The 21,816-nt window shown below is 36.5% G+C and carries 21 protein-coding genes; 9 read left to right on the plus strand and 12 right to left on the minus strand.

Features of this window, described 5'->3' with window-relative positions; translation table 11 throughout:
• Window positions 1-149 precede the first annotated feature (149 nt).
• Entirely contained in the window at window positions 150-716 is a 567-nt protein-coding gene (locus tag ACJRPK_RS04995; RefSeq protein WP_407138692.1) for a hypothetical protein, read from the minus strand.
• Window positions 717-1,290: 574 nt separating this feature from the next.
• Between ACJRPK_RS04995 and ACJRPK_RS05000 the strand changes: the two genes are divergently transcribed.
• Together ACJRPK_RS05000 and ACJRPK_RS05005 are read left to right on the plus strand one after the other, a co-directional pair.
• Entirely contained in the window at window positions 1,291-1,755 is a 465-nt protein-coding gene (locus tag ACJRPK_RS05000) for an RNA methyltransferase (RefSeq protein WP_407138693.1), read from the plus strand.
• Window positions 1,756-1,829: 74 nt separating this feature from the next.
• Complete coding sequence (locus tag ACJRPK_RS05005; RefSeq protein ID WP_407138694.1) at window positions 1,830-3,179, plus strand: alanine/glycine:cation symporter family protein; 1,350 nt, start codon at window positions 1,830-1,832, stop codon at window positions 3,177-3,179.
• A 5-nt stretch (window positions 3,180-3,184) separates the two neighbouring features.
• Here ACJRPK_RS05005 and ACJRPK_RS05010 read toward each other — a convergent pair whose 3' ends face one another.
• The 6 genes from ACJRPK_RS05010 to ACJRPK_RS05035 are packed head-to-tail and all read right to left on the minus strand — an operon-like array spanning window position 3,185 to window position 8,357.
• Complete coding sequence (locus ACJRPK_RS05010) at window positions 3,185-3,583, minus strand: DUF2452 domain-containing protein (RefSeq protein ID WP_407138695.1); 399 nt, start codon at window positions 3,581-3,583, stop codon at window positions 3,185-3,187.
• Between the two features lie 2 nt (window positions 3,584-3,585).
• Window positions 3,586-3,864, minus strand: a complete 279-nt coding sequence (locus ACJRPK_RS05015; protein WP_407138696.1) for a TIGR03643 family protein — start codon at window positions 3,862-3,864, stop codon at window positions 3,586-3,588.
• Between the two features lie 12 nt (window positions 3,865-3,876).
• Entirely contained in the window at window positions 3,877-5,361 is a 1,485-nt protein-coding gene (locus ACJRPK_RS05020; protein WP_407138697.1) for a deoxyribodipyrimidine photo-lyase/cryptochrome family protein, read from the minus strand.
• Window positions 5,351-6,883, minus strand: a complete 1,533-nt coding sequence (locus tag ACJRPK_RS05025; RefSeq protein WP_407138698.1) for a cryptochrome/photolyase family protein — start codon at window positions 6,881-6,883, stop codon at window positions 5,351-5,353. The genes ACJRPK_RS05020 and ACJRPK_RS05025 overlap by 11 nt, the downstream gene beginning before the upstream one ends.
• 4 nt (window positions 6,884-6,887) lie before the next feature.
• Complete coding sequence (locus tag ACJRPK_RS05030) at window positions 6,888-8,189, minus strand: DASH family cryptochrome (protein ID WP_407138699.1); 1,302 nt, start codon at window positions 8,187-8,189, stop codon at window positions 6,888-6,890.
• Between the two features lie 6 nt (window positions 8,190-8,195).
• Complete coding sequence (locus tag ACJRPK_RS05035; RefSeq protein ID WP_407138700.1) at window positions 8,196-8,357, minus strand: DUF2256 domain-containing protein; 162 nt, start codon at window positions 8,355-8,357, stop codon at window positions 8,196-8,198.
• A 126-nt stretch (window positions 8,358-8,483) separates the two neighbouring features.
• Between ACJRPK_RS05035 and era the strand changes: the two genes are divergently transcribed.
• The 7 genes from era (at window position 8,484) to ACJRPK_RS05070 (ending at window position 18,407) form a co-directional block, all read left to right on the plus strand.
• Window positions 8,484-9,365, plus strand: a complete 882-nt coding sequence (gene era, locus ACJRPK_RS05040) for a GTPase Era (protein ID WP_148781364.1) — start codon at window positions 8,484-8,486, stop codon at window positions 9,363-9,365.
• Window positions 9,366-9,531: 166 nt separating this feature from the next.
• Window positions 9,532-10,839 (plus strand): ribosome biogenesis GTPase Der, encoded by a 1,308-nt coding sequence (gene der, locus ACJRPK_RS05045; RefSeq protein WP_407138701.1) that lies wholly within the window; start codon window positions 9,532-9,534, stop codon window positions 10,837-10,839.
• A gap of 190 nt (window positions 10,840-11,029) precedes the next feature.
• A complete protein-coding gene (locus ACJRPK_RS05050) occupies window positions 11,030-14,638 on the plus strand; it encodes a chemotaxis protein CheB (RefSeq protein ID WP_407138702.1) in 3,609 nt (1,202 codons plus the stop codon).
• Between the two features lie 12 nt (window positions 14,639-14,650).
• Window positions 14,651-16,864 carry an ATP-binding protein gene (locus ACJRPK_RS05055; RefSeq protein WP_407138703.1) on the plus strand — a complete coding sequence of 738 codons (2,214 nt, stop codon included), beginning with the start codon at window positions 14,651-14,653 and terminating at the stop codon, window positions 16,862-16,864.
• Window positions 16,864-17,292, plus strand: a complete 429-nt coding sequence (locus ACJRPK_RS05060) for a response regulator (protein ID WP_407138704.1) — start codon at window positions 16,864-16,866, stop codon at window positions 17,290-17,292. The genes ACJRPK_RS05055 and ACJRPK_RS05060 overlap by 1 nt, the downstream gene beginning before the upstream one ends.
• Window positions 17,282-17,845 carry a response regulator gene (locus ACJRPK_RS05065; RefSeq protein WP_407138705.1) on the plus strand — a complete coding sequence of 188 codons (564 nt, stop codon included), beginning with the start codon at window positions 17,282-17,284 and terminating at the stop codon, window positions 17,843-17,845. The genes ACJRPK_RS05060 and ACJRPK_RS05065 overlap by 11 nt, the downstream gene beginning before the upstream one ends.
• Window positions 17,829-18,407, plus strand: a complete 579-nt coding sequence (locus tag ACJRPK_RS05070; RefSeq protein ID WP_407138706.1) for a biliverdin-producing heme oxygenase — start codon at window positions 17,829-17,831, stop codon at window positions 18,405-18,407. Before ACJRPK_RS05065 ends, ACJRPK_RS05070 begins: the two co-directional genes overlap by 17 nt.
• An 83-nt stretch (window positions 18,408-18,490) precedes the next feature.
• On the opposite strand, the gene ACJRPK_RS05075 is transcribed toward ACJRPK_RS05070, so the two are convergent.
• From ACJRPK_RS05075 to ACJRPK_RS05095, 5 genes are read right to left on the minus strand one after another with little or no spacing between them, the layout of a single operon-like run.
• A complete protein-coding gene (locus ACJRPK_RS05075; RefSeq protein ID WP_407138707.1) occupies window positions 18,491-19,297 on the minus strand; it encodes a TPM domain-containing protein in 807 nt (268 codons plus the stop codon).
• Window positions 19,298-19,735, minus strand: coding sequence for a TPM domain-containing protein (locus ACJRPK_RS05080; RefSeq protein WP_407138708.1), 438 nt, complete (start codon window positions 19,733-19,735; stop codon window positions 19,298-19,300).
• A complete protein-coding gene (locus ACJRPK_RS05085; RefSeq protein WP_148781373.1) occupies window positions 19,735-20,337 on the minus strand; it encodes a LemA family protein in 603 nt (200 codons plus the stop codon). The genes ACJRPK_RS05080 and ACJRPK_RS05085 overlap by 1 nt, the downstream gene beginning before the upstream one ends.
• A 30-nt stretch (window positions 20,338-20,367) precedes the next feature.
• Window positions 20,368-20,697 carry a MerR family transcriptional regulator gene (locus tag ACJRPK_RS05090; RefSeq protein ID WP_148781374.1) on the minus strand — a complete coding sequence of 110 codons (330 nt, stop codon included), beginning with the start codon at window positions 20,695-20,697 and terminating at the stop codon, window positions 20,368-20,370.
• A 2-nt stretch (window positions 20,698-20,699) separates the two neighbouring features.
• A complete protein-coding gene (locus tag ACJRPK_RS05095; protein WP_407138711.1) occupies window positions 20,700-21,815 on the minus strand; it encodes a CapA family protein in 1,116 nt (371 codons plus the stop codon).
• Window position 21,816 lies beyond the last annotated feature (1 nt).

Here is a 21,816-nt window from a genome sequence, read left to right on the forward strand (position 1 = left end):
CTCCATTTACAAAAAAAGTGAGTTAAAAATGGTTGGATAATTAGATATATTATGTGCTGAGTATAACGTTTTGTCGCTTTTACTTGACAGCAATTTTTTTATTTGGTGTATCATGGCAGCAATGAGGCAAGGTTTGGGGAACCCTTTTTTTAATTCGATGTCAGTGCATTCGCTGGATTTAAGATCAATATGTCATTGGTAAATGTATAACGTTCTTTTAGACTTACATACTTCATAGTAGCATCTTTGGTATAGCCTACTTTAGTTTTCAGAATATTACCGTCAATTCCAAACTCCTGATTCGGAAAAATATATTGATAATCACTCGTAGTACCTTCACAATATACATTTTGAAGCTGAGGTATTTCAACCACCGTTTGATCATCTTTAAGCATATAATAGAAGGCATCCACATGGGCACAACATGCGTAATACTCTACTTCCAGTTTTATAATTTCTTGTACACCTTCTAAGCCCGGATTCTTTAGCCTGCTTATAAACACTTCTTCGTAAAGCTCGGTGTCGCTAATGATAAGTGGATCTACGTTGATAACGTTGCCTTGAGCATCAGCTAATTTCAAAATAAAGGTAGGAGCAGCTGTTTGATTGTTTACTACATGCTTCTTTATTGTATATGCGTTAGAGCGCTCAAACTCTTGAGAGCGTCCGATATAAAGTATGAATATCAGAGAAAATAAAGGTAGATACTTCTTCATGATGTAATAGTTTAGATGGTTGTTCAATTCAAAAATACAATACGTATTAGGTACAGGGGATGATGTTTTAGTATTCGCAATCATCTATCTAGTATTCGTTAATGAGAATTAACAACTCTAGATTTGCTTTATAAAAATTACATTTAATTGTTTGTCTATAAGTATGTTGTGTGGTTTTTGGTGTCATATTAATCAGGCGTAGTACTCTCGGAAGACCTAACAACTCAACCTCCCGTCTTTTTTCAACAGCAACTCCTCTAAACATTTGTAGTTTTGTTTATTTAGATTTTAAAAAATAATAGTCAGAAGTGAGAAAGAAACTCTTTATAAAAAAAGTTTTTGATGTGATTGACAAACCTTTTTGTTCGAATAAATTTCCTTTATTTAAAATCATAAAGTTTTTCAATAGGATAACTAAAGGAACCTGTCACTACTAAAATTACTAGCTCTCTTTTAAAAGCCCGTGGGGAACTGATAATCGCATGTACTTCAGATTTTGAGGATGATTGTTGAGTTCGCAATACAGGTTGATAGTGTTTCCATAACTTTTAAACTACTTTGCTATTTTTGCAGTATGCTAGATAACTTTGAAAATGAATTTTTCGGTATCGGAATTCAGAATGGTAAAACACCTGAAAACTTAGGCGTGCTTTGGCGATCCGCACAAAATCTGGGAGCAAGCTTTATCTTTACGATTGGTAATCGTTATGCCAAACAGGCTTGTGATACGCATAATGCAGTAAAAGCAATGCCTTATTTTCACTACCAAAATTTTGAGGATTTCTACAGGCATTTGCCCAAAGGGGCCATGTTAGTAGGAGTTGAATTAACAGAATCTGCCGAAGCTCTCGAAGCATTTAAACATCCCAAGCGTTGTGTTTATTTATTAGGAGCTGAAGACCATGGCCTATCAAAAGAAGCAATCGATAGGTCACATTTCTTAATCAAATTTAAATCCGAACTTAGTCTCAATGTGGCGGTTGCAGGAAGTATTGTTATGTACGATCGTGGTATTGATAAGCCCCGATTTATAAAATAAGAATAATGATACTTTATCAAATAAAGAATCTTAGTTTATATAGTATCTTTGGATATAAGTTTTAATTACCCTCTATGTTTAAAAGAATAGAACAACTCGTAGCCGCTTTCAGCTCTTGGATTTGGGATTGGCCGTTATTATTTTTATTAATTGGAGGGGGGTTATTCTTTTTAATTTATTCTCGGTTTACACCTTTTTTATACTTCAAACATGCTATTGATATTTTGCGGGGCAAATTTGATGATGGTAAGGAAGACGGGCAACTTACACACTTTCAAGCATTATCCTCGGTAATTGCTGCTACCGTTGGTATGGGCAATATAAGTGGTGTCGCAATTGCTATAGTCGCAGGAGGTCCCGGAGCTATATTCTGGATGTGGGTGAGTGGTATTATCGGTATGGCAACCAAATTTTATACGTGTTCTTTAGCCATAATGTACCGATCCAAAGATGAGAAAAATATACCCTTAGGGGGACCGATGTATGTAATTACTGCGGGATTAGGATCAAAATGGAAACCGTTGGCAATTTTATTTGCTCTGGCTGGATTGGTAGGTACCTTACCTGCGTTTACTGCTAATCAACTCACCCAAACTTTGGTTGATGTCATGGGCTGGACAGAGGGAGATAAATTCTATATTGGTATTACCTTGGCAATTATCGCGTCATTTGTAATACTCGGGGGTATCAAGAGAATAGGAGCAGTGGCAAGTCGCTTAGTTCCTGCAATGGTAGCTTTATATTTTATTACAGTGCTCACCATATTGATTATCCAAATCGAATATGTTCCCGAAATGTTTATTTTAATTTTTAAAGACGCTTTTAGCGGAGAAGCCGTAGCCGGAGGAGCATTGGGTTATTTGATTAAGACGGGTATTAAACGCGGATCTTTCTCTAATGAAGCCGGAATCGGTACCGCACCTATGATGCATGGTACTACCAAAACCAAAGAGCCTATCAGAGAAGGTTTGGTAGCTATGACAGGACCGGCAATCGATACGTTAGTGGTATGTACATTAACCGCCTTGGCAATTTTATCTACCGGGGTTTGGAAAGATGGAGATGAAAATGGAATAACACTTACGTTAAAAGCATTTAACTCGGTCTTACCTTACGGAATTGGAGATATTATATTAATTATTATGATCTTAGTTTTTGCTTTTTCTACCTTGTTTTCATATTCCTATTATGGTAATTTATGTCTCGGGTTTCTTACCAAACCAAAATATGGAAAGTACTATAACTACATCTATATTCCATCCATCGTAGTTGCAGCTGTGGTTAAGATAGATTTTGCCATTAACCTTATTGATAGCGCTTTTGCATTAATGGCTATTCCCACAGTGATTTCGGGTTTGCTGCTGGCACCAAAGGTAAATCAAAGAGCAAAAGCCTATTTTAAAAGCTTAAACTCTGTCGTCTAGCTATATCATATTTTTTCCCACATGCGATCTGCTTTTAACTGAAATGTTCCGATATATTTAAAATTACATTCTTGAGGAGCAATAACCGATAAGAAAGTTTCCTCATTTTTTCTTTTATATAAATAATAAGTCGCTCCTATGACGGGCTCAAAATTAAATTTTGAGCTATAAATAAGATTGTTGTACTCAAATTGATGCATTAATTGTTCATACTCGTGCTTTAATTCATCAAACTTGGTCTGAATTTGGTGATTTACATTTGCGATGCCTCTATTTTTCCAGGCGGCGGTGTCTTCTATGGTTATTGCAGGAGCACTTACATTGGTGGCATACGCCTTAAGTCCGGCATCATAACGTTGCTCTTTTTCATCAAAAACTACTGCATCGGGTTTCTTTGTTGTCATTTTTATCGTTTTGAAATTTTGTTATGTGTTATTTGTTTTTGCCTGGTGGATTTGAATCGTCCCTCTTCAAAATTTCTCTTCTTGGCATGTTTGGTTTTTCTTCCCTGTACCCGGGCTCGCCACATTTTGAAACTTGATGGTTTCATCTCACGACGCATTAGTTTGATCACTTCTTCTTCGGCAAGATCAAATTGCCATAAAATTGCATCAAAAGGAGTTCTGTCCTCCCATGCCATTTCTATAATACGATCAATTTCTCTTGGTGTTAAGGATGTTTTCATTGTTATTGTTTTTTAATCAAAAGCTTTTCTGTCAGGTAGTGTGTGTTTCCGTAAAATTCGTAGACTTTCTTCTTTCACTAATTGATCATCTCGTAATCCCCAAAGGGTATCACTTGCATGTTTTCGAGTAGGAGATAATGCTACAATAGGTTTTGGATAATCAACTCCGATTACAAAATCGTTAAATTTTTGATCCAGAGCTGTCATTTTATAGGGTTCATGTATAAACTGAGACGGAATATCACGTAGCTCGCTTACCCATTTTTTTATAAAGTCTCCACGCGGATCATGTTCGATGCTATTCTTTACCGGATTGTAAATTCTAAGCATATTGGTACCCGTCTCTCCAGCTTGCATTTGTAACTGCGGAAAATGTATACCGGGTTCAAAATCAAGAAACATCTGTGATAAGTGCGAGGTAGCTTCTTGCCATGGTTGCCATAAATTGTGAGTAAAGAACGACACCACCAAAGCTCGCATTCTAAAATTAAGATACCCTGTTTCGTTGAGACATCGCATACAGGCATCAATTAGTGGATAACCGGTTTGCCCTGTTTTCCAGGCAATCTTGTAGTCATCAGACACTTGTTTTTTTAGTTTATGATATCCTTTATTGATGCTTTCAAATTCCATGGTGTCTTCCATTTCAAATTTTTGAATGAAATGTGCTTGCCAGCGCAGACGTGATGTAAATGAATCAATTTGTTTCTTATAGACTGAAGTTTTTCTTTTCTCCTTGGCATACTGAAATACTTGTCGTACCGATAAATTACCCCAAGCCAGATATGGGGATAATCGACTACATCCTTTACGTGCCAGCGCGGGTTTTGAGATGTGGGCATTGTAATTTTGAATACGCTCTTCAAAAAATGATATTAAATAGCGTCGTGCCATAATTGATCCACCCATTTGCATGAGCGGATTAGGTTTGGTCTCCAGCGGAACGGAATTAAAATGGGTGGTTAACGAGTCAATCGTATGTAAGGGAATAAAACTATCGGGATCCGGAGAAAATTCTAATAAGGGGTGTTGCATATACTCAATCCATTTTTCTTTCCAATGCTTCCGATCTTCTTCTCCTCTAAAAACTCCATTGTTTATATGCTGCTTCCAAGAGATTCGATTATTCTTACAAAATCTGGTAAAATTTTTATCACGATCAAACGTTAGACGAATACCGGTTTCCTGATGACTAAAAATCGTCTTTATTTTCCAAAATTGTTGTAATGTACTTATAACCGAGGTTATTTCGGATAAGACGGTTAGAAGCTTAGTGTTGTATGGCGCTAGTTGATCATTGATTACAACGAGTGATTGCTTAACAAAATTCCAGTGTCGCTCACTATAATGTTTATCCTCTAGTAGTGAATGTTCAAAAACATACAAGAGAAGCGTTGGTGTTTTTGATTGGATGGCATTATAGACAGCCTCGTTATCTAAAATACGTAAATCTCTCTTAAACCAAACCACATTTATTTCCTCTTTTTCAATACGCATCGGGGTGGGCTATTATATGTTGTGCTCTCTTTCTATAGGCTTCCTTTTTCTCCGGATCCATTTTATCTAACATACTCATCATCATTTTCATTCTGGAATTATCTTTAAAATAGCTTCGTTTCTCATCTAAAAAATTCCAATACAAGCTATTAAAAGGACAGGCATCTTCTTCAGTTTTTTTTGAAACTTTGTAATGACATCCTTTGCAATAAGTACTCATCTTATTAATATAGCTTCCACTGGAAACATAGGGCTTTGTCGCTACGAGTCCGCCATCTGCAAATTGGCTCATACCACGGGTATTAGTGATTTCAACCCATTCTATAGCATCGATATAGATCCCTAGATACCATTGATCGACTTCATCAGGATGCACTTGAGTAAGTAGCGCATAATTTCCTGTGATCATCAATCGTTGAATATGATGTGCGTAGGCGTCATCAAGACTCTGGCTAATTGCGTGATGCAAACAATTCATCTTTGTTTTTCCTGTCCAATAAAACTCAGGGAGCTTATTATGGTTTTCTAAATGGTTTTTTTTCGCGTAAGCGGGCATTTCTTTCCAGTAAATTCCGCGCATATATTCACGCCAACCCAAAATTTGACGAACAAATCCTTCTACTTGTGAGATATCAAACGCATCGCTATGATGTCTCCAATAATCAATCACAGTATCGATAACCTCCTTCGGGTGTAACATTTTACTATTCATAGCAAAGGACAAGCGACTATGAAATAAGTAGTTTTGATGGGGATGCATTGCATCTTGATAATCGCCAAAATGTATTAATAAATTTTCACAAAAGTAAAATAGGGTGTCCAGAGCTTCTTTTCTGGATGTAGGCCAGTTGAAACTATTCGGATCAATATTTCCTATAGTTTTTACCTTCTCCTTCCTGAGCAAATCAACTAATGATGTAATATCTTTTGTAGTTTGTTTTTCTTCAGGTATAGGGGGAGATCCTTTCCATTTGTTACGGTTATTTTGATCATAGTTCCATTGACCGCCTTCAGGGTCTTTAGCAGTTGTCATTAAAATGTCATATTTCTTTCGCATGAAACGATAAAAATATTCCATGGTCAGTTGCTTTTTTCCTTCAAAAAAATCAGATACCGTTGTTCGGGTGGTCAGAAAATGCTCTGTATCATATGCTTTATGTTCGATGGATAGTGATTTGCACAAGTCGGTTAATTGTTGGTCTAATCGATACTCATCAGGCAACTGATATTCAAATGTAGTTATGTTTTTTTCCTTAATAAGATGTTTGATGTTTTCGGATAAATCCTGTAAATTCTCTCGATGATCTAAAGAATAATACAACACTTGGTGTCCTTGTTTTTTTAGTGCTTCCGAAAAATTGCGCATGCTATCAAAAAACGCTACTATTTTTTGAATGTGGTGTGTCGTATAATCAGTTTCCTGTCGCATTTCTGCCATAAAATAGAGGACAGTATCATCAACGGCAGTAAACCATGAATGATTCAAATTGAGTTGGTCACCAAGAATTAAGCGTAATTTCATAAGTTTAAAATAAAGATGGTTGTAACCATAATTGTTGATATTCTTGTTGAGGATCGTATCGTTTAGCTTGTAACTCAATATTAAATTTGCGATCACGCGGATCATTGCCAACACCCGCTACGTACATCCAATTCCCATAATTGCTGTGTACATCATAGTCTATGAGATAGGCTTCAAAATAAGCTGCTCCGATACGCCAATCTAATTGTAGCTCTTTGGCAAAGTAAGAAGCTACATTCTGTCGACCACGATTACTCATCCATCCTGTTTTGCGTAATTCGATCATATTGGCGTTGACAAACGGTTGTTTTGTTTGTCCATGGATCCAGGCCTTTAGGTCCTCTTTATCAGTAGACCAAGTATAATTTTTTTTGAGAATACCGCCGATTTTGAAAACATCATTTCCGTGTTTTAGCGATACATATTTAAAGAAATCACGCCAGATTAGCTCAAAAATTAGCCAATAAGTAGACTCGTTTTTTGTGATATCCTTTTCATACTTTTTTACTTCCCAATAAATAGTTCTGGCAGAAATACTACCATTCGCTAACCAAGCAGATAGTTTGGAACTATATTCGGTTCCCACCAAGCCGTTACGTGTTTTTTTATAAGTTGACAGCTGTTGCGATTGCCAGAAGTACTCATCGAGACGCTTTTGCGCTTGTAGTGCTCCGCCTTTAAAAGGAAAAGCGGAACGGAAATCTTGTTGACGAGCTTGGTATCCTAAGTCTTCCAGGGTTGGTAATGATGTAACGTTTTCGATCAGATTAGCATCCGGAAATTTTGAAATCGTGACCGATTTTCGAACCCTGCTGTGTTTTTCACATTGTTTACGAAAGTTTGTAAAAACTTTAGGCAATTCACCGATGTCCATTGGCAAATCTTCTGGATGATATAAAAATTGATCGTATGAAAAATTCCACTGAAGCGATAAATGAGAGGTGTTCTTTTTAACATTATTTATCACATTATATTCTTCCTTTGTCCATTCTTTTTGAAGATAAATGTTGCTTACACTATAGCTTTCTATCACTTTTGGAAGTATCTTTTCAGGAAGATCAACATAGGTAAATAAGGTAATGTTGTACCGCTGCAATGTATCTCGCAGTTCTTGCACCGTTTCTAAGAGGAAGCGAGTCCGATAATATTCAGTTTTTTTAAAACCATATCCAGTATTCTCAAAAAGTCTGGGATCAAAACAATATACTGCAATTACACACTCATTTTGAGCTTGAGCCTTCATCAGGGATACATTGTCAGAAACCCTCAAATCATTTGTAAACCAAACTATAGCAGTTGAACTCATACGCTGTTATTCCTCTGATTGTTTTGTTAGAACACTATTTTTGTTTCTGCGACAACGTTCACTACAATAAAGTACTTCATCCCAATTACGTTCCCATTTTTTCCGCCATGTAAAGGGTCGTTTACAGACCGGGCAGATTTTTGTGGGTAAATTAGATTTGAGTCGCATATGTTATTTTGTTTAACAAATTTAATAAAAAGATAAACAAAGCAATTGCCAATTATCTTGTATTTAACACAAAAAGTCATTTAAACCATCATAAAGCTGTATTTTTGTATCCATAAACAACATTATATGTCACATAAAGCCGGTTTTGTAAATATTATAGGAAATCCAAATGTGGGTAAATCAACCTTGATGAACTCTTTTGTAGGAGAGCGATTATCCATAATAACATCCAAAGCACAAACTACACGGCACCGTATTTTGGGAATTGTAAACGGTGATGATTTTCAGGTTATCTTATCAGATACTCCGGGAATTATTAAACCTGCATATGAATTGCAAGCTTCGATGATGGATTTTGTAAAGTCAGCATTCGAGGACGCAGATGTCTTAATCTATATGGTTGAGATAGGTGAAAAGGACTTAAAAGATGAAGCCTTTTTTGCCAAAATAACCAATGCCAAGATTCCCGTACTTTTATTATTGAATAAGATTGATAAGTCGAATCAAGAGCAACTGGAGGAGCAGATGAAGTTTTGGGCAGAAAAAGTGCCGAATGCCGAGATTTATCCAATTAGTGCCTTAGAAAATTTTAATGTAAAAGAGGTATTTGGTCGTATCGTAGAATTATTGCCAGTATCACCGGCATTTTATCCAAAAGATCAGTTAACGGATAAGCCGGAACGATTTTTTGTAAACGAAGCGATTCGTGAGAAAATATTAATGCATTATAAAAAAGAAATTCCCTATTCGGTTGAGATTGAAACGGAAGAGTTTTTTGAAGAAGATGAGATAATTAGAATCCGATCTGTTATTATGGTAGAGCGGGATTCTCAAAAAGGAATTATTATTGGTCATAAAGGTGCTGCCTTGAAGCGAGTAGGGATTGAGGCGCGTAAAGAATTAGAAAAATTCTTTGGAAAGCAAATTCATATAGAATTATATGTCAAGGTCAATAAAAATTGGCGTAGTAACGAGCGTCAACTCAAGCGTTTCGGTTATAATAAGTAAGCGGTATACTTGGTAAACAACAGTAAGATTTGAAAAAGACTTAGAGCATCGCTCTAAGTCTTTTTCAATTTTTTAAGTTTTTTGTAGTAAGTTAAATTCAAATAGAGCAATAATAGCGTACCAAAAATAAAAAGGCTAATTTTGCAAAAAGTTTAGAAAAAATTCTATGAGTAATATTGTAGCCATTGTAGGGAGACCAAATGTAGGGAAATCTACTTTTTTTAATAGGTTGATACAACGAAGAGAAGCTATTGTAGATGCAGTGAGTGGGGTGACTCGTGATCGTCATTACGGCAAGAGTGATTGGAACGGAAAAGAATTTTCATTGATTGATACCGGTGGGTATGTTAAGGGAAGTGATGATGTTTTTGAAGAAGAAATAGATAAGCAGGTTGAACTGGCTATTGAAGAAGCAGATGCCATTATTTTTATGGTGGATGTCGAATCCGGGGTAACCGGGATGGATGAGGATGTCGCCAATTTACTGCGCAAAGTGGACAAACCGGTTTTTCTGGCGGTAAATAAAGTAGATAACGGACAACGTGAGGCCGATGCAGTTGAGTTTTATTCATTAGGTTTAGGAGAATATTATACGATTGCCAGCATTAACGGAAGCGGCACAGGAGAGTTACTCGATGCATTAATAGAAGCGCTGCCAGAGGTAGAAGAAGAGGAGGATTCTGAGTTACCACGTTTTGCCGTAGTAGGAAGACCTAATGCCGGAAAATCCTCTTTTATCAACGCCTTAATTGGTGAGGATCGCTATATTGTAACTGATATTGCAGGAACCACACGGGATGCAATTGATACTAAATACGATCGTTACGGATTTGAATTTAATTTGGTAGACACAGCGGGTATCCGTCGAAAAGCCAAAGTTAAGGAAGATCTGGAATTTTATTCGGTCATGCGTTCTGTACGAGCCATTGAGCATTGTGACGTATGTTTGTTAGTAGTCGATGCTACCAGGGGTTTTGATGCACAAGTGCAAAATATCTTTTGGTTGGCAGAACGTAACCGCAAGGGGATTGTCATATTAGTTAACAAATGGGACTTAGTTGAGAATAAAGAGAGTAACACGCTTAAGGATTTTGAAAAGCATATTCGTAAGGAAATAGCTCCTTTTACCGATGTACCAATAGTTTTCATCTCTGTATTGACGAAGCAACGACTTTTTAAGGCTATTGAGACAGCTGTTGAGGTGTATAAAAACCGATCTAAGAAGATAAAAACAAGTGTCATGAATGATACGATGTTAGCTATCATAGAGCGTAACCCACCGCCTGCATATAAAGGAAAGTATGTGAAGATTAAGTATTGTATGCAATTACCCACACCACAACCACAATTTGCATTTTTCTGTAATTTACCACAATATATTAGAGAACCGTATAAGCGATATTTAGAAAATCAGTTACGTAAAGAGTTCGACTTTCATGGTGTACCTGTATCGGTGTACTTTAGAAAAAAATAAATAAGCACCGTGTTCTTAAAAGAATAAACACCTCTTAAACTTAACTTAAAAAAGCGCTTAAATTTATTTGAAATTAAGTTAAAACTATTACTTTGTAAGCTAAATACTTACTTTTATTTAACATTTAAAGTGTTTTTAGAGTTGTTGAAAAAATAAGTGTTTTTTTTTAACGCATTTGCAATTTTTTTAGATGAATAAAAATAGTACAGGGAAGAATATACTTGTGGCTGTAGGAGCGAGCGCAGGTGGACTTCAGGCGCTTAGTAGTTTTTTTGAGAATACTCCCGAAGATAGTGATTTCACTTTTGTAGTTATACAGCATTTATCCCCGGATCATAAAAGCTTAATGGGAGAGTTGTTATCCAAAAACACCAAAATTCCAATTGTTGAAGTCAAGAATGAATCCAAGATAAAACCTAATCATATTTATATGATTCCGCCTTCTAGTAATTTGGTTATAGAAGATGGTAAATTTAAATTACTCGAAAAACCGAAGGGCAAGCAACTTAACTTGCCTATTGATATGTTCTTTGAGTCTATGGCAGAGCACTGCAAGGAGAATAGTGTCGGTATTGTCTTAAGCGGCACCGGTAGTGATGGATCCAGAGGTATACGTTCTATTAAAGAACAGGGTGGTATCGTAATTGCCCAACAACCTGAACAAGCAAATTTTGGCGGAATGCCAGAAAGTGCCATTGATACAGGGGTAGTGGATTATATCCTCCCCGTACAGCAGATGATGGATGAGATTATCGATTATTTTAGTGCACCAGAGGTTATTAACCCTCTGGATGATGATATGCATTATGATGAAAAGATATTGCATGAAATTTTACTGCTTTTAAAACGCAGTACGGATCTTGATTTTACCTTGTATAAGAAACCAACGTTAGTTCGAAGAATGGCACGACGTGTAAAAATTATGCGTGCCGATTCGTTAAAAGAATATCTTAAGTACTTGAGAGAACATCCAGAGGAAATTCAAATATTACATAAAGAGTTTCTTATTGGAGTTACTAAATTTTATAGAGATACAAAGGTTTGGGAGATTTTAGAAGAAGAGGTGATTCCTGATTTAGTTTCTCAAAAAATCGATGGAGAGGTTTTAAAAATTTGGGATGTAGGTTGTAGTACCGGCGAAGAAACCTATTCTTTGACCATGGCTTTTTTGGACGAAATTAAAAAACAAGACAAGAAAATAGAGTTAAAGTTATTTGCTACTGATATATCGCAGCATCATATTGACATCGCAAGTAAAGGTAAATATGATTTGGGAATAGCTGCAGATGTTCCAAATAAGCGATTATCTGACTATTTTATCGAAGAAAATAAGTGTTATGTAATTAAAGATCATGTTAGAAAACATGTAATATTTTCTAATCATAACATTATTAAAGACCCACCATTTAATAACATGGATATGGTGGTCTGTCGTAATTTACTTATCTATTTGCAGAACTCTGTTCAAAACAATGCACTGCACGTACTTCACTATTCGCTCAAATTCAATGGAGTATTGCTTTTAGGAACGAGCGAGAGTCTAGGAGCACAAAAAAAGTATTTTGAAGAAATTAGTAGAAAATGGAAAATTTTTAGAAATGTTGAATCTTCCAGGCGTTTGCGTACAGAAGTTTTAAAATCTTCAAGTGATCGACAAACTGCGGCGTCCTTCCCGACTAAGGCTAAGTTTGGTACGATCAATGCTAATCCCAATAATGAGATACTTAATGAGATAAGCAGCACTATTCTCAAGCAATTTGGGGCGGCTAGTATTCAAATTGATGAAGATTTCAATATCATCGATGCACAAGGTGAATTTTATAAATATGCAACCTTTCCAGCGCAGGGTTTTTCTGTGAATTTGTTGAAAATGCTCTCTGAAGATTTAAAAACAGCTGTTTCAATTTCCGTAAAGAAAGCGTCACGTGCGAATGCCGAGTTTTTATATAAAGACGTAGTAGTAAGTGAAGATGATTCTAATAAGTTGATAGATATCATGGTGAAGCCGATCAAAAAACGATCGGTGGATCAGCAGTATAATTACGTAGTTACCTTAATAGAGCATGATCTTAAGCCTGATGATCAGGTGATTGTAGAAAAATCGAATGCAGAAAGAACGTCAAGTAAGCGCATTGAGGATCTTGAGGAGGAACTAGAAGAAGCTAAGCAAGATTTAAAGCGATCAGTAGAAGAGACCGAGACCAGCAATGAAGAGTTACAAGCCTCGAATGAGGAGCTGTTAGCTTCTAATGAAGAGTTACAAAGTACGAATGAGGAGCTACAAAGTGTTAATGAAGAGCTACACACCGTTAACGCAGAACATATCCAGAAGGTCGAAGATTTGGCACATCTTAATGCAGATATGGATAACTTACTTAATAGCACCAAAATTGGAACGATCTTTTTAGATAAAGAACTGACCATACGTAAGTTTACTCCGGCCATCAAAGAAAATTTCAATTTGGTAAAGCAAGATGTAGGTCGACCTATCGAAAACTTTATATCCAATTTTGGCATCTCCCGTCGTAAGACATTGGTCGATAATGCTAAAAAGGTGATGACTACCAATAAAATGTTCGAGAAACGTATCGAAAATCGTAACGGAAAGCATTTTATTCAACGGATATCACCATTCATTGATTCAACAGGACGTGTGAGTGGTGTTGTTATTACGATGATCGACATCACTACGATTCATAAATCACAAGAAAAGCTTCGGAAAAGTGAAGAAAAATTCAAAACGTTTTATGAACATGACCCTGTGATGCACTTGAGTGTTGAGGCAAGTACAGGATTTATTTCAGAGTGTAATGGTTTGGCTTACAGAACATTAGGATACGATAAAAAGGAAGATGTTGTAGGACTTCCGATTATCGATATTTATGCGAAAGAATATCATGAAAAAACCCTGCGATTATTGGATCAATTTCGAAAAATAGGGAAAATTGTAAGTGAAGAGATGGTACTGCTCACTAAGGATGGGAAAGAAATTCCTGTGATTCTCAACTCAGAAGCAGTTCGTGATGATGAGGGACGAATCATTAGAAGTCGGTCTACTTTAGTTGATATTTCTGAATTGAAAAAGAAACAAGAAAAAATTGAACAGCAAAAAATAGAATTAGAACGAGCCAATTTTGATCTGGAACAGTTCGTGTCTATCTGTTCACATGATTTACAAGAGCCTTTAGGAACCATACGATTTGGAAGTGATATTCTCAACAAGAAATTCTCTAATGATTTACCGGCAAAAGCTAAGGAATATATCAACTATATCCATCAGGCGTCAGGGAGATTAAGCGATCAAATAACCGCTTTATTAGAACACAGTCGTATTGGTAGACATCCTAAAATGGAAAATGTTGATACCAAAGAGTTAGTAGAGGTAGTAAAATATGACTTAGGCAAACGAATTAATGAATGCGGTGCTTCAATACACGTGGGTAAATTACCTGTAGTAAAAGGATTAAAGGTCGAGTTGCGTTTATTGTTTCAAAACCTGATAAGTAATGCTATTAAATACTGTAGTGAGGATGTTACGCCGGATGTTAGAATCACTTCATTCAGAGATAATGATTACCATATATTTTCTATCGTTGATAATGGGATTGGGATGGCAGAAGAAGACCTTGAGTCCATATTTACCATATTTAATAGAGTGCAAACAGAGACCGAATATGAAGGTACCGGAGTAGGTCTGGCTCATTGTGAAAAGATTGTAAAATTGCATGGCGGTAAGATTTGGGTAGACTCTAAACTAGGGGTCGGTAGTACATTTTACTTCAAAATTAAAGCATATTAATAGAACAAAATTATGACAAGTCCATCGGCGCTGTATCCTAAAAAAGTTGATTTAACCAATTGTGATAAAGAACCTATTCATATATTAGGAAAAGTGCAAGATCATGGAATTCTATTAGGTTTTGACTCTGAAACTTTGAAATTAACGTACTTCAGCTCGAATGCTAAGGAGTTTTTAAAGGAAGGTCTATCTGATCCAGCTGTAGTGGCACTCAACAGTATACTTGAAGATACTATTGTCACTAGAATTATCCAAAATACTGATAACAATAAGGTTGTACCACTTCAGGTAACGGTCAACTCGCTTCCATATATCTGTATTGCGCATAAAAATGAAAACTATTTAATAGTTGAATTCGAACCGATAGGGGATTCTATAGATCAGATTTACTATCAGCAGCAAATGACCGATATTATTACCGAGTTAGGGAGTGCTGAAACTGATTTGGATATGTGCAACAGTGCTGCACATTTAATAAAAGATTTTTTGGGGTATGATCGTGTGATGCTTTATAAATTTGATGCAGACTGGAATGGAGAAGTGGTTTCGGAAGCTAAAGAGGATGAACTAGAAAGTTGGTTAGGCTTAAACTATCCGGCTACTGATATTCCACAGCAGGCACGTAAATTATTTTTAAAGCAAGGGGTTCGTATCATCGCTGATGTAGATTCGGAACCTGCAAGTTTAGAAAGCTTGAACGTCAAAGATCCATTGGATCTGTCAAGAGCAGAACTCAGAGCAGTTTCCTCAATACATATTGAATATTTGAAAAACATGAAGGTAGGTGCTACGCTCACCGCCGCTATTATTTTCAATAATACACTCTGGGGATTGATTGCCTGTCATCATTATAGTCCTAAATTTATTAATTTTCAACAGAGATTATCATGTAAATTTTTAACACAGGTTTTTTCTACCCAGTTAGCCCTCAAATCCTCCAATGCACAGTTACATAAGATCAACAATGCCGGTGCAACTCGTAATAAATTGGTAGAACAAATGAGCGAAAACTGGAATGTGGCCAACGGACTTTCTGAACATGAATTAACAATGTTAGATCTTACGGAAGCATCGGGAGGTGCTATTCTCGTGGACGGAAAGTGTATCCTGCTTGGAACTACTATAGAGGAGGCTGAGGTCAAAGCATTAAATTCTTGGATTTTAAAAAATCGACCCAATGGTGAGATGTTCTATACAAATAAATTGAGTACGGTTTATCCGGATGCCGGTAAGTATGCAGCGTTGGTTTCGGGAGTTTTACATGTTTCTGTTTCAAAGAATAACAATCCTTGCTTATTATGGTTTAAAGCTGAACAAGAACAAACAGTAGATTGGGCTGGCAATCCCGACAAACCCGTACAAGTTGATAAGAACGCAAGATTAAGTCCGCGTAAATCCTTTGAGAAATGGACAGAAACGGTTTCGGGCGTATCACAACCTTGGAAGGACTATGAAATCGCTGCGGCCGATGCACTCAGGAATAATATTGCTACCATTATTATTCAAAAATATGATGAGGTACGATCCTTGAACGATGAATTAAAGCGAGCGTATAAAGAATTAGAAGCTTACAGTTATAGTATTTCACACGATTTAAGAGCTCCGTTAAGAGGAATTGATGGCTTTGCACAAATAATCAAAGAAGATTATTTTGAAAAACTTGATGAGTTTGGTCAAAGTGCCATTCATACAATCATCGATTCTACCAATAAAATGAATGAATTGATTGATGATATCCTCTCGTTTTCAGGAATGAGCCAGCAGAAAGCAAGTTATCAGAATTTCTCTATGGAGTTATTGATCGATAAAGTGGTGAATTTTCAACATGTAAAAGTTAGTTATCCCAATACGGTTATTGATGTCCAAGATGATATTCCAGATGTGTATGGGGATTCTTCTATGCTATTTCAGATGTTAAATAATTTGGTAGGAAATGCTTTAAAATATTCTGCCAAAAGTAAAGAACCGCTAGTTACTATCGGATTTTCAGAGAAGGAACAGGCTTATTTTGTTCAGGATAATGGTATTGGTTTTGACGCTAAACATAGTAAGAAAATTTTTGGTGTTTTTAATCGTCTTGTAGGAAATGAATATCAAGGTTCCGGCATTGGCCTAGCAATTGTCAAACGTGCTATAGAAAAACACAATGGCAAAATTTGGGCAGTAAGTGAAAAAGATAAAGGGTCTATATTCTATTTTAAATTAAATAAAGAAGTTAAGAAATAATGAAGCGTAGTAAATGCATTCTTTATGTAGAAGATAACGAAAGTGATTTAATGCTGATGCAGCGAATATTCGTTAAAGAAATTGATAATTGTAAGCTAAAACATTTTTATGATGCTAACAGTTGTTTAAAGTGGCTAAACGAAATTATAATCACAGATGAACTACCATCTATGATTTTGTTAGACTTAAAACTGGTAGGTATGAACGGTTTGGATTTGCTTCAGCATATTAGAACCTTCAAAAAACTAAAGCATATCCCGGTAATTATGATGAGCTCATCAGTCGAACCCAAAGATATTCGCAAAGCGTATGAGAATCGGGCGAGTAGTTATGTTGAGAAACCAAAAAATTACGTAAATTTAAAGGATACGGTAAAGTCGATAGTTCATTATTGGACAGACCTTAATAAATACAACTATGATTACTAATAAAATCAGGATTTTGTTAATTGAAGATAACGAAACTGATGTAGTTTTAATGAAACGGCAAATAGCGAAGATTGCGAACAATGCCTACATTCAAATAGCTATTGACTTAAACCAAATTGAATCCATATTAGAGACGTCCACACCAGACATTATTCTGTGTGATTATAACCTGCCAACATTTACCGGCATGGAGGTTTTAGAATTAGCGCAGGAAATAGCGCCTTTCACTACTTTTGTTTTTGTGACAGGATCTATCAATGATGAGGAACTAGCGGCAGAAACAATCTTAAATGGTGCTTCAGGATATATTCTTAAAAAGAATATGGAGATTTTACATAAAAAATTACTACCATATTTTACCGCGGTTGACAAGAATAGTGTTGTCCGTACAGCTGCGAGTAGGCGTATTGCGGAAAGTAAAGAAACTGTCGCTATTTTAGAGAAATTTTTGAAAACTTCGTTTCGTCAGGATCAAGATCACAAAGAAAGTATAAGAAGGATCAAAGAAGATCTTCTAAAGATAAAACAACGATATAATGCTGAAGATTCTTAAAGAAAAAACAGCTGAACTGCATAAGGAAGTAGAAGGATTGAATGATGCGGGATTGATTATGAATCATACTATCAGTTCACCTGAGTATAAGAAATTATTACAACAAAACCTACGTGCTTATAGCACTATAGAGAACTACATAAACGAGCATAGTGATCTGTTACCAGCTCAAATCAAGCAATTTGTTTCGACTCAAAAGTCTGCTGTCTTGCGTAAAGATTTAGCACAGCTATCAGAGGAATATGAAGCAACAGAGATCAGTCTGAAGCAGAAGCCTTCTCCAATGCAACTAATTGGCATGTTATATGTGATTGAGGGTTCTATGTTGGGGGGCATGATGATTAGTAAGCACTTATCTCAATGCCCAGCGTTACAAGAAATTAAAGAACATCATTTTTTTGGAGGAGATCCTAAAGTGCATGTAGCTCGTTGGAAATCTTTTTGTGTAACCATAGAGGCAAGTGACTATAGTGAGCACGATATCAACGAAGCGGTTTTAGGTGCCAATGCCGCGTTTAATGTTTTTAAACAAACGTATGAGACTCCACTGGTAGTTAGTTAAGGTTGTGTGACAAAACTAATAAACACGCATCTAATAGCTATTTAAGCAAAGATGCGTGTTTTTGTATTTTATTAGTTAGTAAATTACCAGCTTCCTCCGGCTCCACCACCGCCAAAGCCGCCGCCGCCGAAACCGCCACCAAATCCGCCACCGCCAGAACTACCTCCAAAACCACCACCACCGCCAAAGCCACCTCGACCAAGACTGCTTAAGATGATAGCATCAAGTATACTTCCTGTTGTTGATCGATGACCGCGATTACCGCCACCCTTTCCGCCTTTATTACCTTTAGCAATAGCTCTGATAATAATAAGAAATACAAAAAACAGAATAATAATTTGTGCAATGGGAAAATTCGGAGCATCCTTTTTACGACTACCTTCAAAAGTCCCGGCCAACACTTCAAAAATAGCCGTGGTACCCATGTCTAAACCTGAATAAAAATTCCCATTTTTAAACTGGGGCGTTATGATTTGATCAATAATTGTTTTTGTATTGAAATCAGTCAGCTTTTCTTCAACTCCGTACCCCGTAGTTATCCATATTTTTCGCTCATTTTTGGCGACTAGAATAAAAACACCGTTATCTTCTTTCTCCTGACCGATTCCCCATTCATGCGCCCATTCTGCAGCGTATAACCCTATATTTTCTCCTTCAAGGGATACAATTGTTGCTATGACAATCTGGGTGGAGGTAGTGTCAGAATAACGTACAAGTTTTTGCTCTAATTCTTGTGCCTCCCCGACACTCAATAACTGAGCCTCGTCATAGACTGCTGTTTGTTTAGTAGGAATTTTAGGAATTTCGCGCTGGCCATAGCTGCTGTTGAAAAAAAGAAAGCCTAAAAAAACTAAAAATAAGAGTTGTATTGTAGAAACTTTTTGTTGCATTTATCCTTTTGAAATTTCATCGGAGAGCTCGTTAGTATCAGTATGATCCCAAGGAAAATGCTCCTGTAATTGTTTTCCTGCTAATAGTATGCCGTCAATCAAGCCTTGTGTAAAGTCTCCTTTTTTAAAATGTGCTAAAATTATGTCCTTAGTGGTTTCCCAAAAATCAGAGGGAACTACGTCATTGATGCCTTGATCGCCATAGATTACAAAGTTTCGATCCTCAACAGCAACATAAATTAAAACTCCATTGTGAAGCTCAGTCAGATCCATTTTGAGTAAGTGAAAAACCTCCTTAGCCCGATCAATAGGATCCAGCTTGGAAGTTTTTTCTAAATGTACCCGAATTTCTCCCGAGGTAGCTTTTTCGGCTACACGAATAGCATCTACTATACGCTTCTCTTGAGCAGGGGTTAAAAATTGTTCTGTTTTGGACATTATTTGAAATCAAAATCTACATCAGGTGCGTTTTCTGAACCGGCATCTGCTTCAAAACGTGCCATTTCATCAAAACTCCCGAACATGCTTAAAATTATATTGTTAGGAAATACTTTTATGTATTTGTTAAATTCGCCAACTTGTTGGTTGTAGCGATTACGTTCTACATTGATACGGTTTTCAGTTCCTTCTAATTGTGTTTGCAAATTCATAAAGTTTTGATTCGCTTTCAGATCAGGATAGCGCTCTACAGAAACTAATAATCTGGATAAAGCAGATGACAAACCACTTTGCGCTTGTTGAAATTGTTGCAGCTGATCCGGAGTGATATTGGTTGGATCTATAGTCACAGAGGTTGCTTTTGCTCTCGCCTGAATTACTTCGGTCAATGTAGTTCTTTCAAAATCGGCAGCACCTTGCACTGTTTTCACAAGATTTCCGATTAAGTCATTTCGTCTTTGATATGCACTTTCTACATTTGACCAGGCTGTTTTTGCATCTTCTTTTAAGGTAACAGCTTTGTTATAGCGACCTGCAAATACAAAATATAACACCATTGCGATACCGGCAATAACTAATATAGGAACTAGGATTTTTTTCATAAATTAAAAATTAAATTGATCTGTGATTGCTTATAAATTTTCTTTTATTTTGAGTAATTGTGCTTTGATAGACTCCAATTTGCGAATAATATCAAAGCTTTCTAATGCTTCTTGTTTCTGTTCTTTTAGATGGACTTTAGCTCCTTCAAGTGTAAATCCACGCTCCTTAACCAAATGATAGATTAACTCAAGATTCTTAATGTCCTCGGGCGTAAATTTACGATTACCCTTAGCATTCTTTTTAGGCTTGAGAATATCAAATTCTTTTTCCCAAAATCTAATTAAAGAAGTATTGACGGCAAAAGCTTCAGCAACTTCACCGATACCGTAGTACATTTTATTTGGTAGTTCGACAAACATGCTTACTTGATTTCTTGAGTAAAACTCCCGTCGTCGTTAAATATTAGCTTACTTTCGGGAAAATCTTCTTGGGTTAATTTACGAATTTCTTTTAAAGCGTCCTGTTTTTCATCCATAAAAGGATAAATTTCGTCAATCTGCTTGGCAGAGTGTATTTTTCCTTTTACAAAATTACCTTTAGCATCAATCTCAATAGCCGCAATGGGTGCGTACCCTTTAATCCCTCTAAGATTGAATCTGGAATAGGTGCAGAAATTACCTAGACTATAGGCGATAAATTTATTATTGTACACCTCAAAAGCCCGGGATACATGTGGTCCATGACCCAAAATCACATCGGCGCCACTATCAATCATTGTATGTGCAAATTTGTATACATTTCCTCTGTCCTCACCATAAAAACGTTCGGTCTCTCGGGTCACATGGGTGTGGTCTGCGCCTTCGGCACCACCATGAAAAGATACGATAACGATATCTACTTTACGCTCAAGTTCTTCAACAATAGCTTTGGCCTTCGTTATATTCTGAATCTTCAAACAATCCTTATTTGGTGCAAAGGCACAAAAGCCGTAGGTAATACCATCTTTTTCAAAAATCATCGAAGGTTGGGCAAAAATTCCGGCATACGCAATACCATGCTTTTCTAAAGTTTTAGCCGTATTTTCAATTCCAATAGCGCCAAAATCACCAATGTGGTTGTTAGCAACACTCATAACATCAAAGCCGGCAGCTTCCAAAAATTCACCATACATTTCTGGAGATCTAAAAGAATAGCATTTGGATGGATCCGAACAACGTTTAGCATTTTCACCTTCATCAGTAAGTGTACCTTCCAGATTACCAATAAGAATATCGGCTTGTTGTAATACGTGTTGTACATTATCAAAGGGACCTTTTCCCGGAGGAGGCAAATAGCTCTCATTAGGAAAATTTGTTCCCATCATAATATCACCAACAGCCATTAGGGTAATAAGATCAGGTTTAGCTAATTTTTGTTGAGCAACAATTGCCTGCTCAACCAGCACAGTCATTGAATCCAGAACTTTTTGAGGAAATTTTTGAGCTTGACCTGTAAAAGTAAAGCCGATAAAAATTGTAAAGAACAGTGCTTTGCACATA

Origin of the sequence: Aquimarina sp. 2-A2 (genome assembly GCF_045505135.1) — a bacterium.
In the GTDB taxonomy this organism is placed as follows: Bacteria; Bacteroidota; Bacteroidia; order Flavobacteriales; family Flavobacteriaceae; genus Aquimarina; species Aquimarina intermedia.

Excerpts from the sequence above, each read along its gene's own strand:
- ACJRPK_RS05060 (WP_407138704.1), top strand. The coding sequence starts at position 16,864 with ATGAAGCGTAGTAAATGCATTCTTTATGTAGAAGATAACGAAAGTGAT.
- ACJRPK_RS05090 (WP_148781374.1), bottom strand. The coding sequence starts at position 20,697 with ATGTTTGTCGAACTACCAAATAAAATGTACTACGGTATCGGTGAAGTT.
- ACJRPK_RS05050 (WP_407138702.1), top strand. The coding sequence starts at position 11,030 with ATGAATAAAAATAGTACAGGGAAGAATATACTTGTGGCTGTAGGAGCG.
- ACJRPK_RS05025 (WP_407138698.1), bottom strand. The coding sequence starts at position 6,883 with ATGAAATTACGCTTAATTCTTGGTGACCAACTCAATTTGAATCATTCA.
- ACJRPK_RS05075 (WP_407138707.1), bottom strand. The coding sequence starts at position 19,297 with ATGCAACAAAAAGTTTCTACAATACAACTCTTATTTTTAGTTTTTTTA.
- ACJRPK_RS05070 (WP_407138706.1), top strand. The coding sequence starts at position 17,829 with ATGCTGAAGATTCTTAAAGAAAAAACAGCTGAACTGCATAAGGAAGTA.
- ACJRPK_RS05080 (WP_407138708.1), bottom strand. The coding sequence starts at position 19,735 with ATGTCCAAAACAGAACAATTTTTAACCCCTGCTCAAGAGAAGCGTATA.
- ACJRPK_RS05055 (WP_407138703.1), top strand. The coding sequence starts at position 14,651 with ATGACAAGTCCATCGGCGCTGTATCCTAAAAAAGTTGATTTAACCAAT.
- ACJRPK_RS05030 (WP_407138699.1), bottom strand. The coding sequence starts at position 8,189 with ATGAGTTCAACTGCTATAGTTTGGTTTACAAATGATTTGAGGGTTTCT.
- der (WP_407138701.1), top strand. The coding sequence starts at position 9,532 with ATGAGTAATATTGTAGCCATTGTAGGGAGACCAAATGTAGGGAAATCT.
- ACJRPK_RS05085 (WP_148781373.1), bottom strand. The coding sequence starts at position 20,337 with ATGAAAAAAATCCTAGTTCCTATATTAGTTATTGCCGGTATCGCAATG.
- ACJRPK_RS05010 (WP_407138695.1), bottom strand. The coding sequence starts at position 3,583 with ATGACAACAAAGAAACCCGATGCAGTAGTTTTTGATGAAAAAGAGCAA.
- ACJRPK_RS05015 (WP_407138696.1), bottom strand. The coding sequence starts at position 3,864 with ATGAAAACATCCTTAACACCAAGAGAAATTGATCGTATTATAGAAATG.
- ACJRPK_RS05005 (WP_407138694.1), top strand. The coding sequence starts at position 1,830 with ATGTTTAAAAGAATAGAACAACTCGTAGCCGCTTTCAGCTCTTGGATT.
- ACJRPK_RS05095 (WP_407138711.1), bottom strand. The coding sequence starts at position 21,815 with ATGTGCAAAGCACTGTTCTTTACAATTTTTATCGGCTTTACTTTTACA.
- ACJRPK_RS04995 (WP_407138692.1), bottom strand. The coding sequence starts at position 716 with ATGAAGAAGTATCTACCTTTATTTTCTCTGATATTCATACTTTATATC.
- ACJRPK_RS05065 (WP_407138705.1), top strand. The coding sequence starts at position 17,282 with ATGATTACTAATAAAATCAGGATTTTGTTAATTGAAGATAACGAAACT.
- ACJRPK_RS05000 (WP_407138693.1), top strand. The coding sequence starts at position 1,291 with ATGCTAGATAACTTTGAAAATGAATTTTTCGGTATCGGAATTCAGAAT.
- era (WP_148781364.1), top strand. The coding sequence starts at position 8,484 with ATGTCACATAAAGCCGGTTTTGTAAATATTATAGGAAATCCAAATGTG.
- ACJRPK_RS05035 (WP_407138700.1), bottom strand. The coding sequence starts at position 8,357 with ATGCGACTCAAATCTAATTTACCCACAAAAATCTGCCCGGTCTGTAAA.
- ACJRPK_RS05020 (WP_407138697.1), bottom strand. The coding sequence starts at position 5,361 with ATGCGTATTGAAAAAGAGGAAATAAATGTGGTTTGGTTTAAGAGAGAT.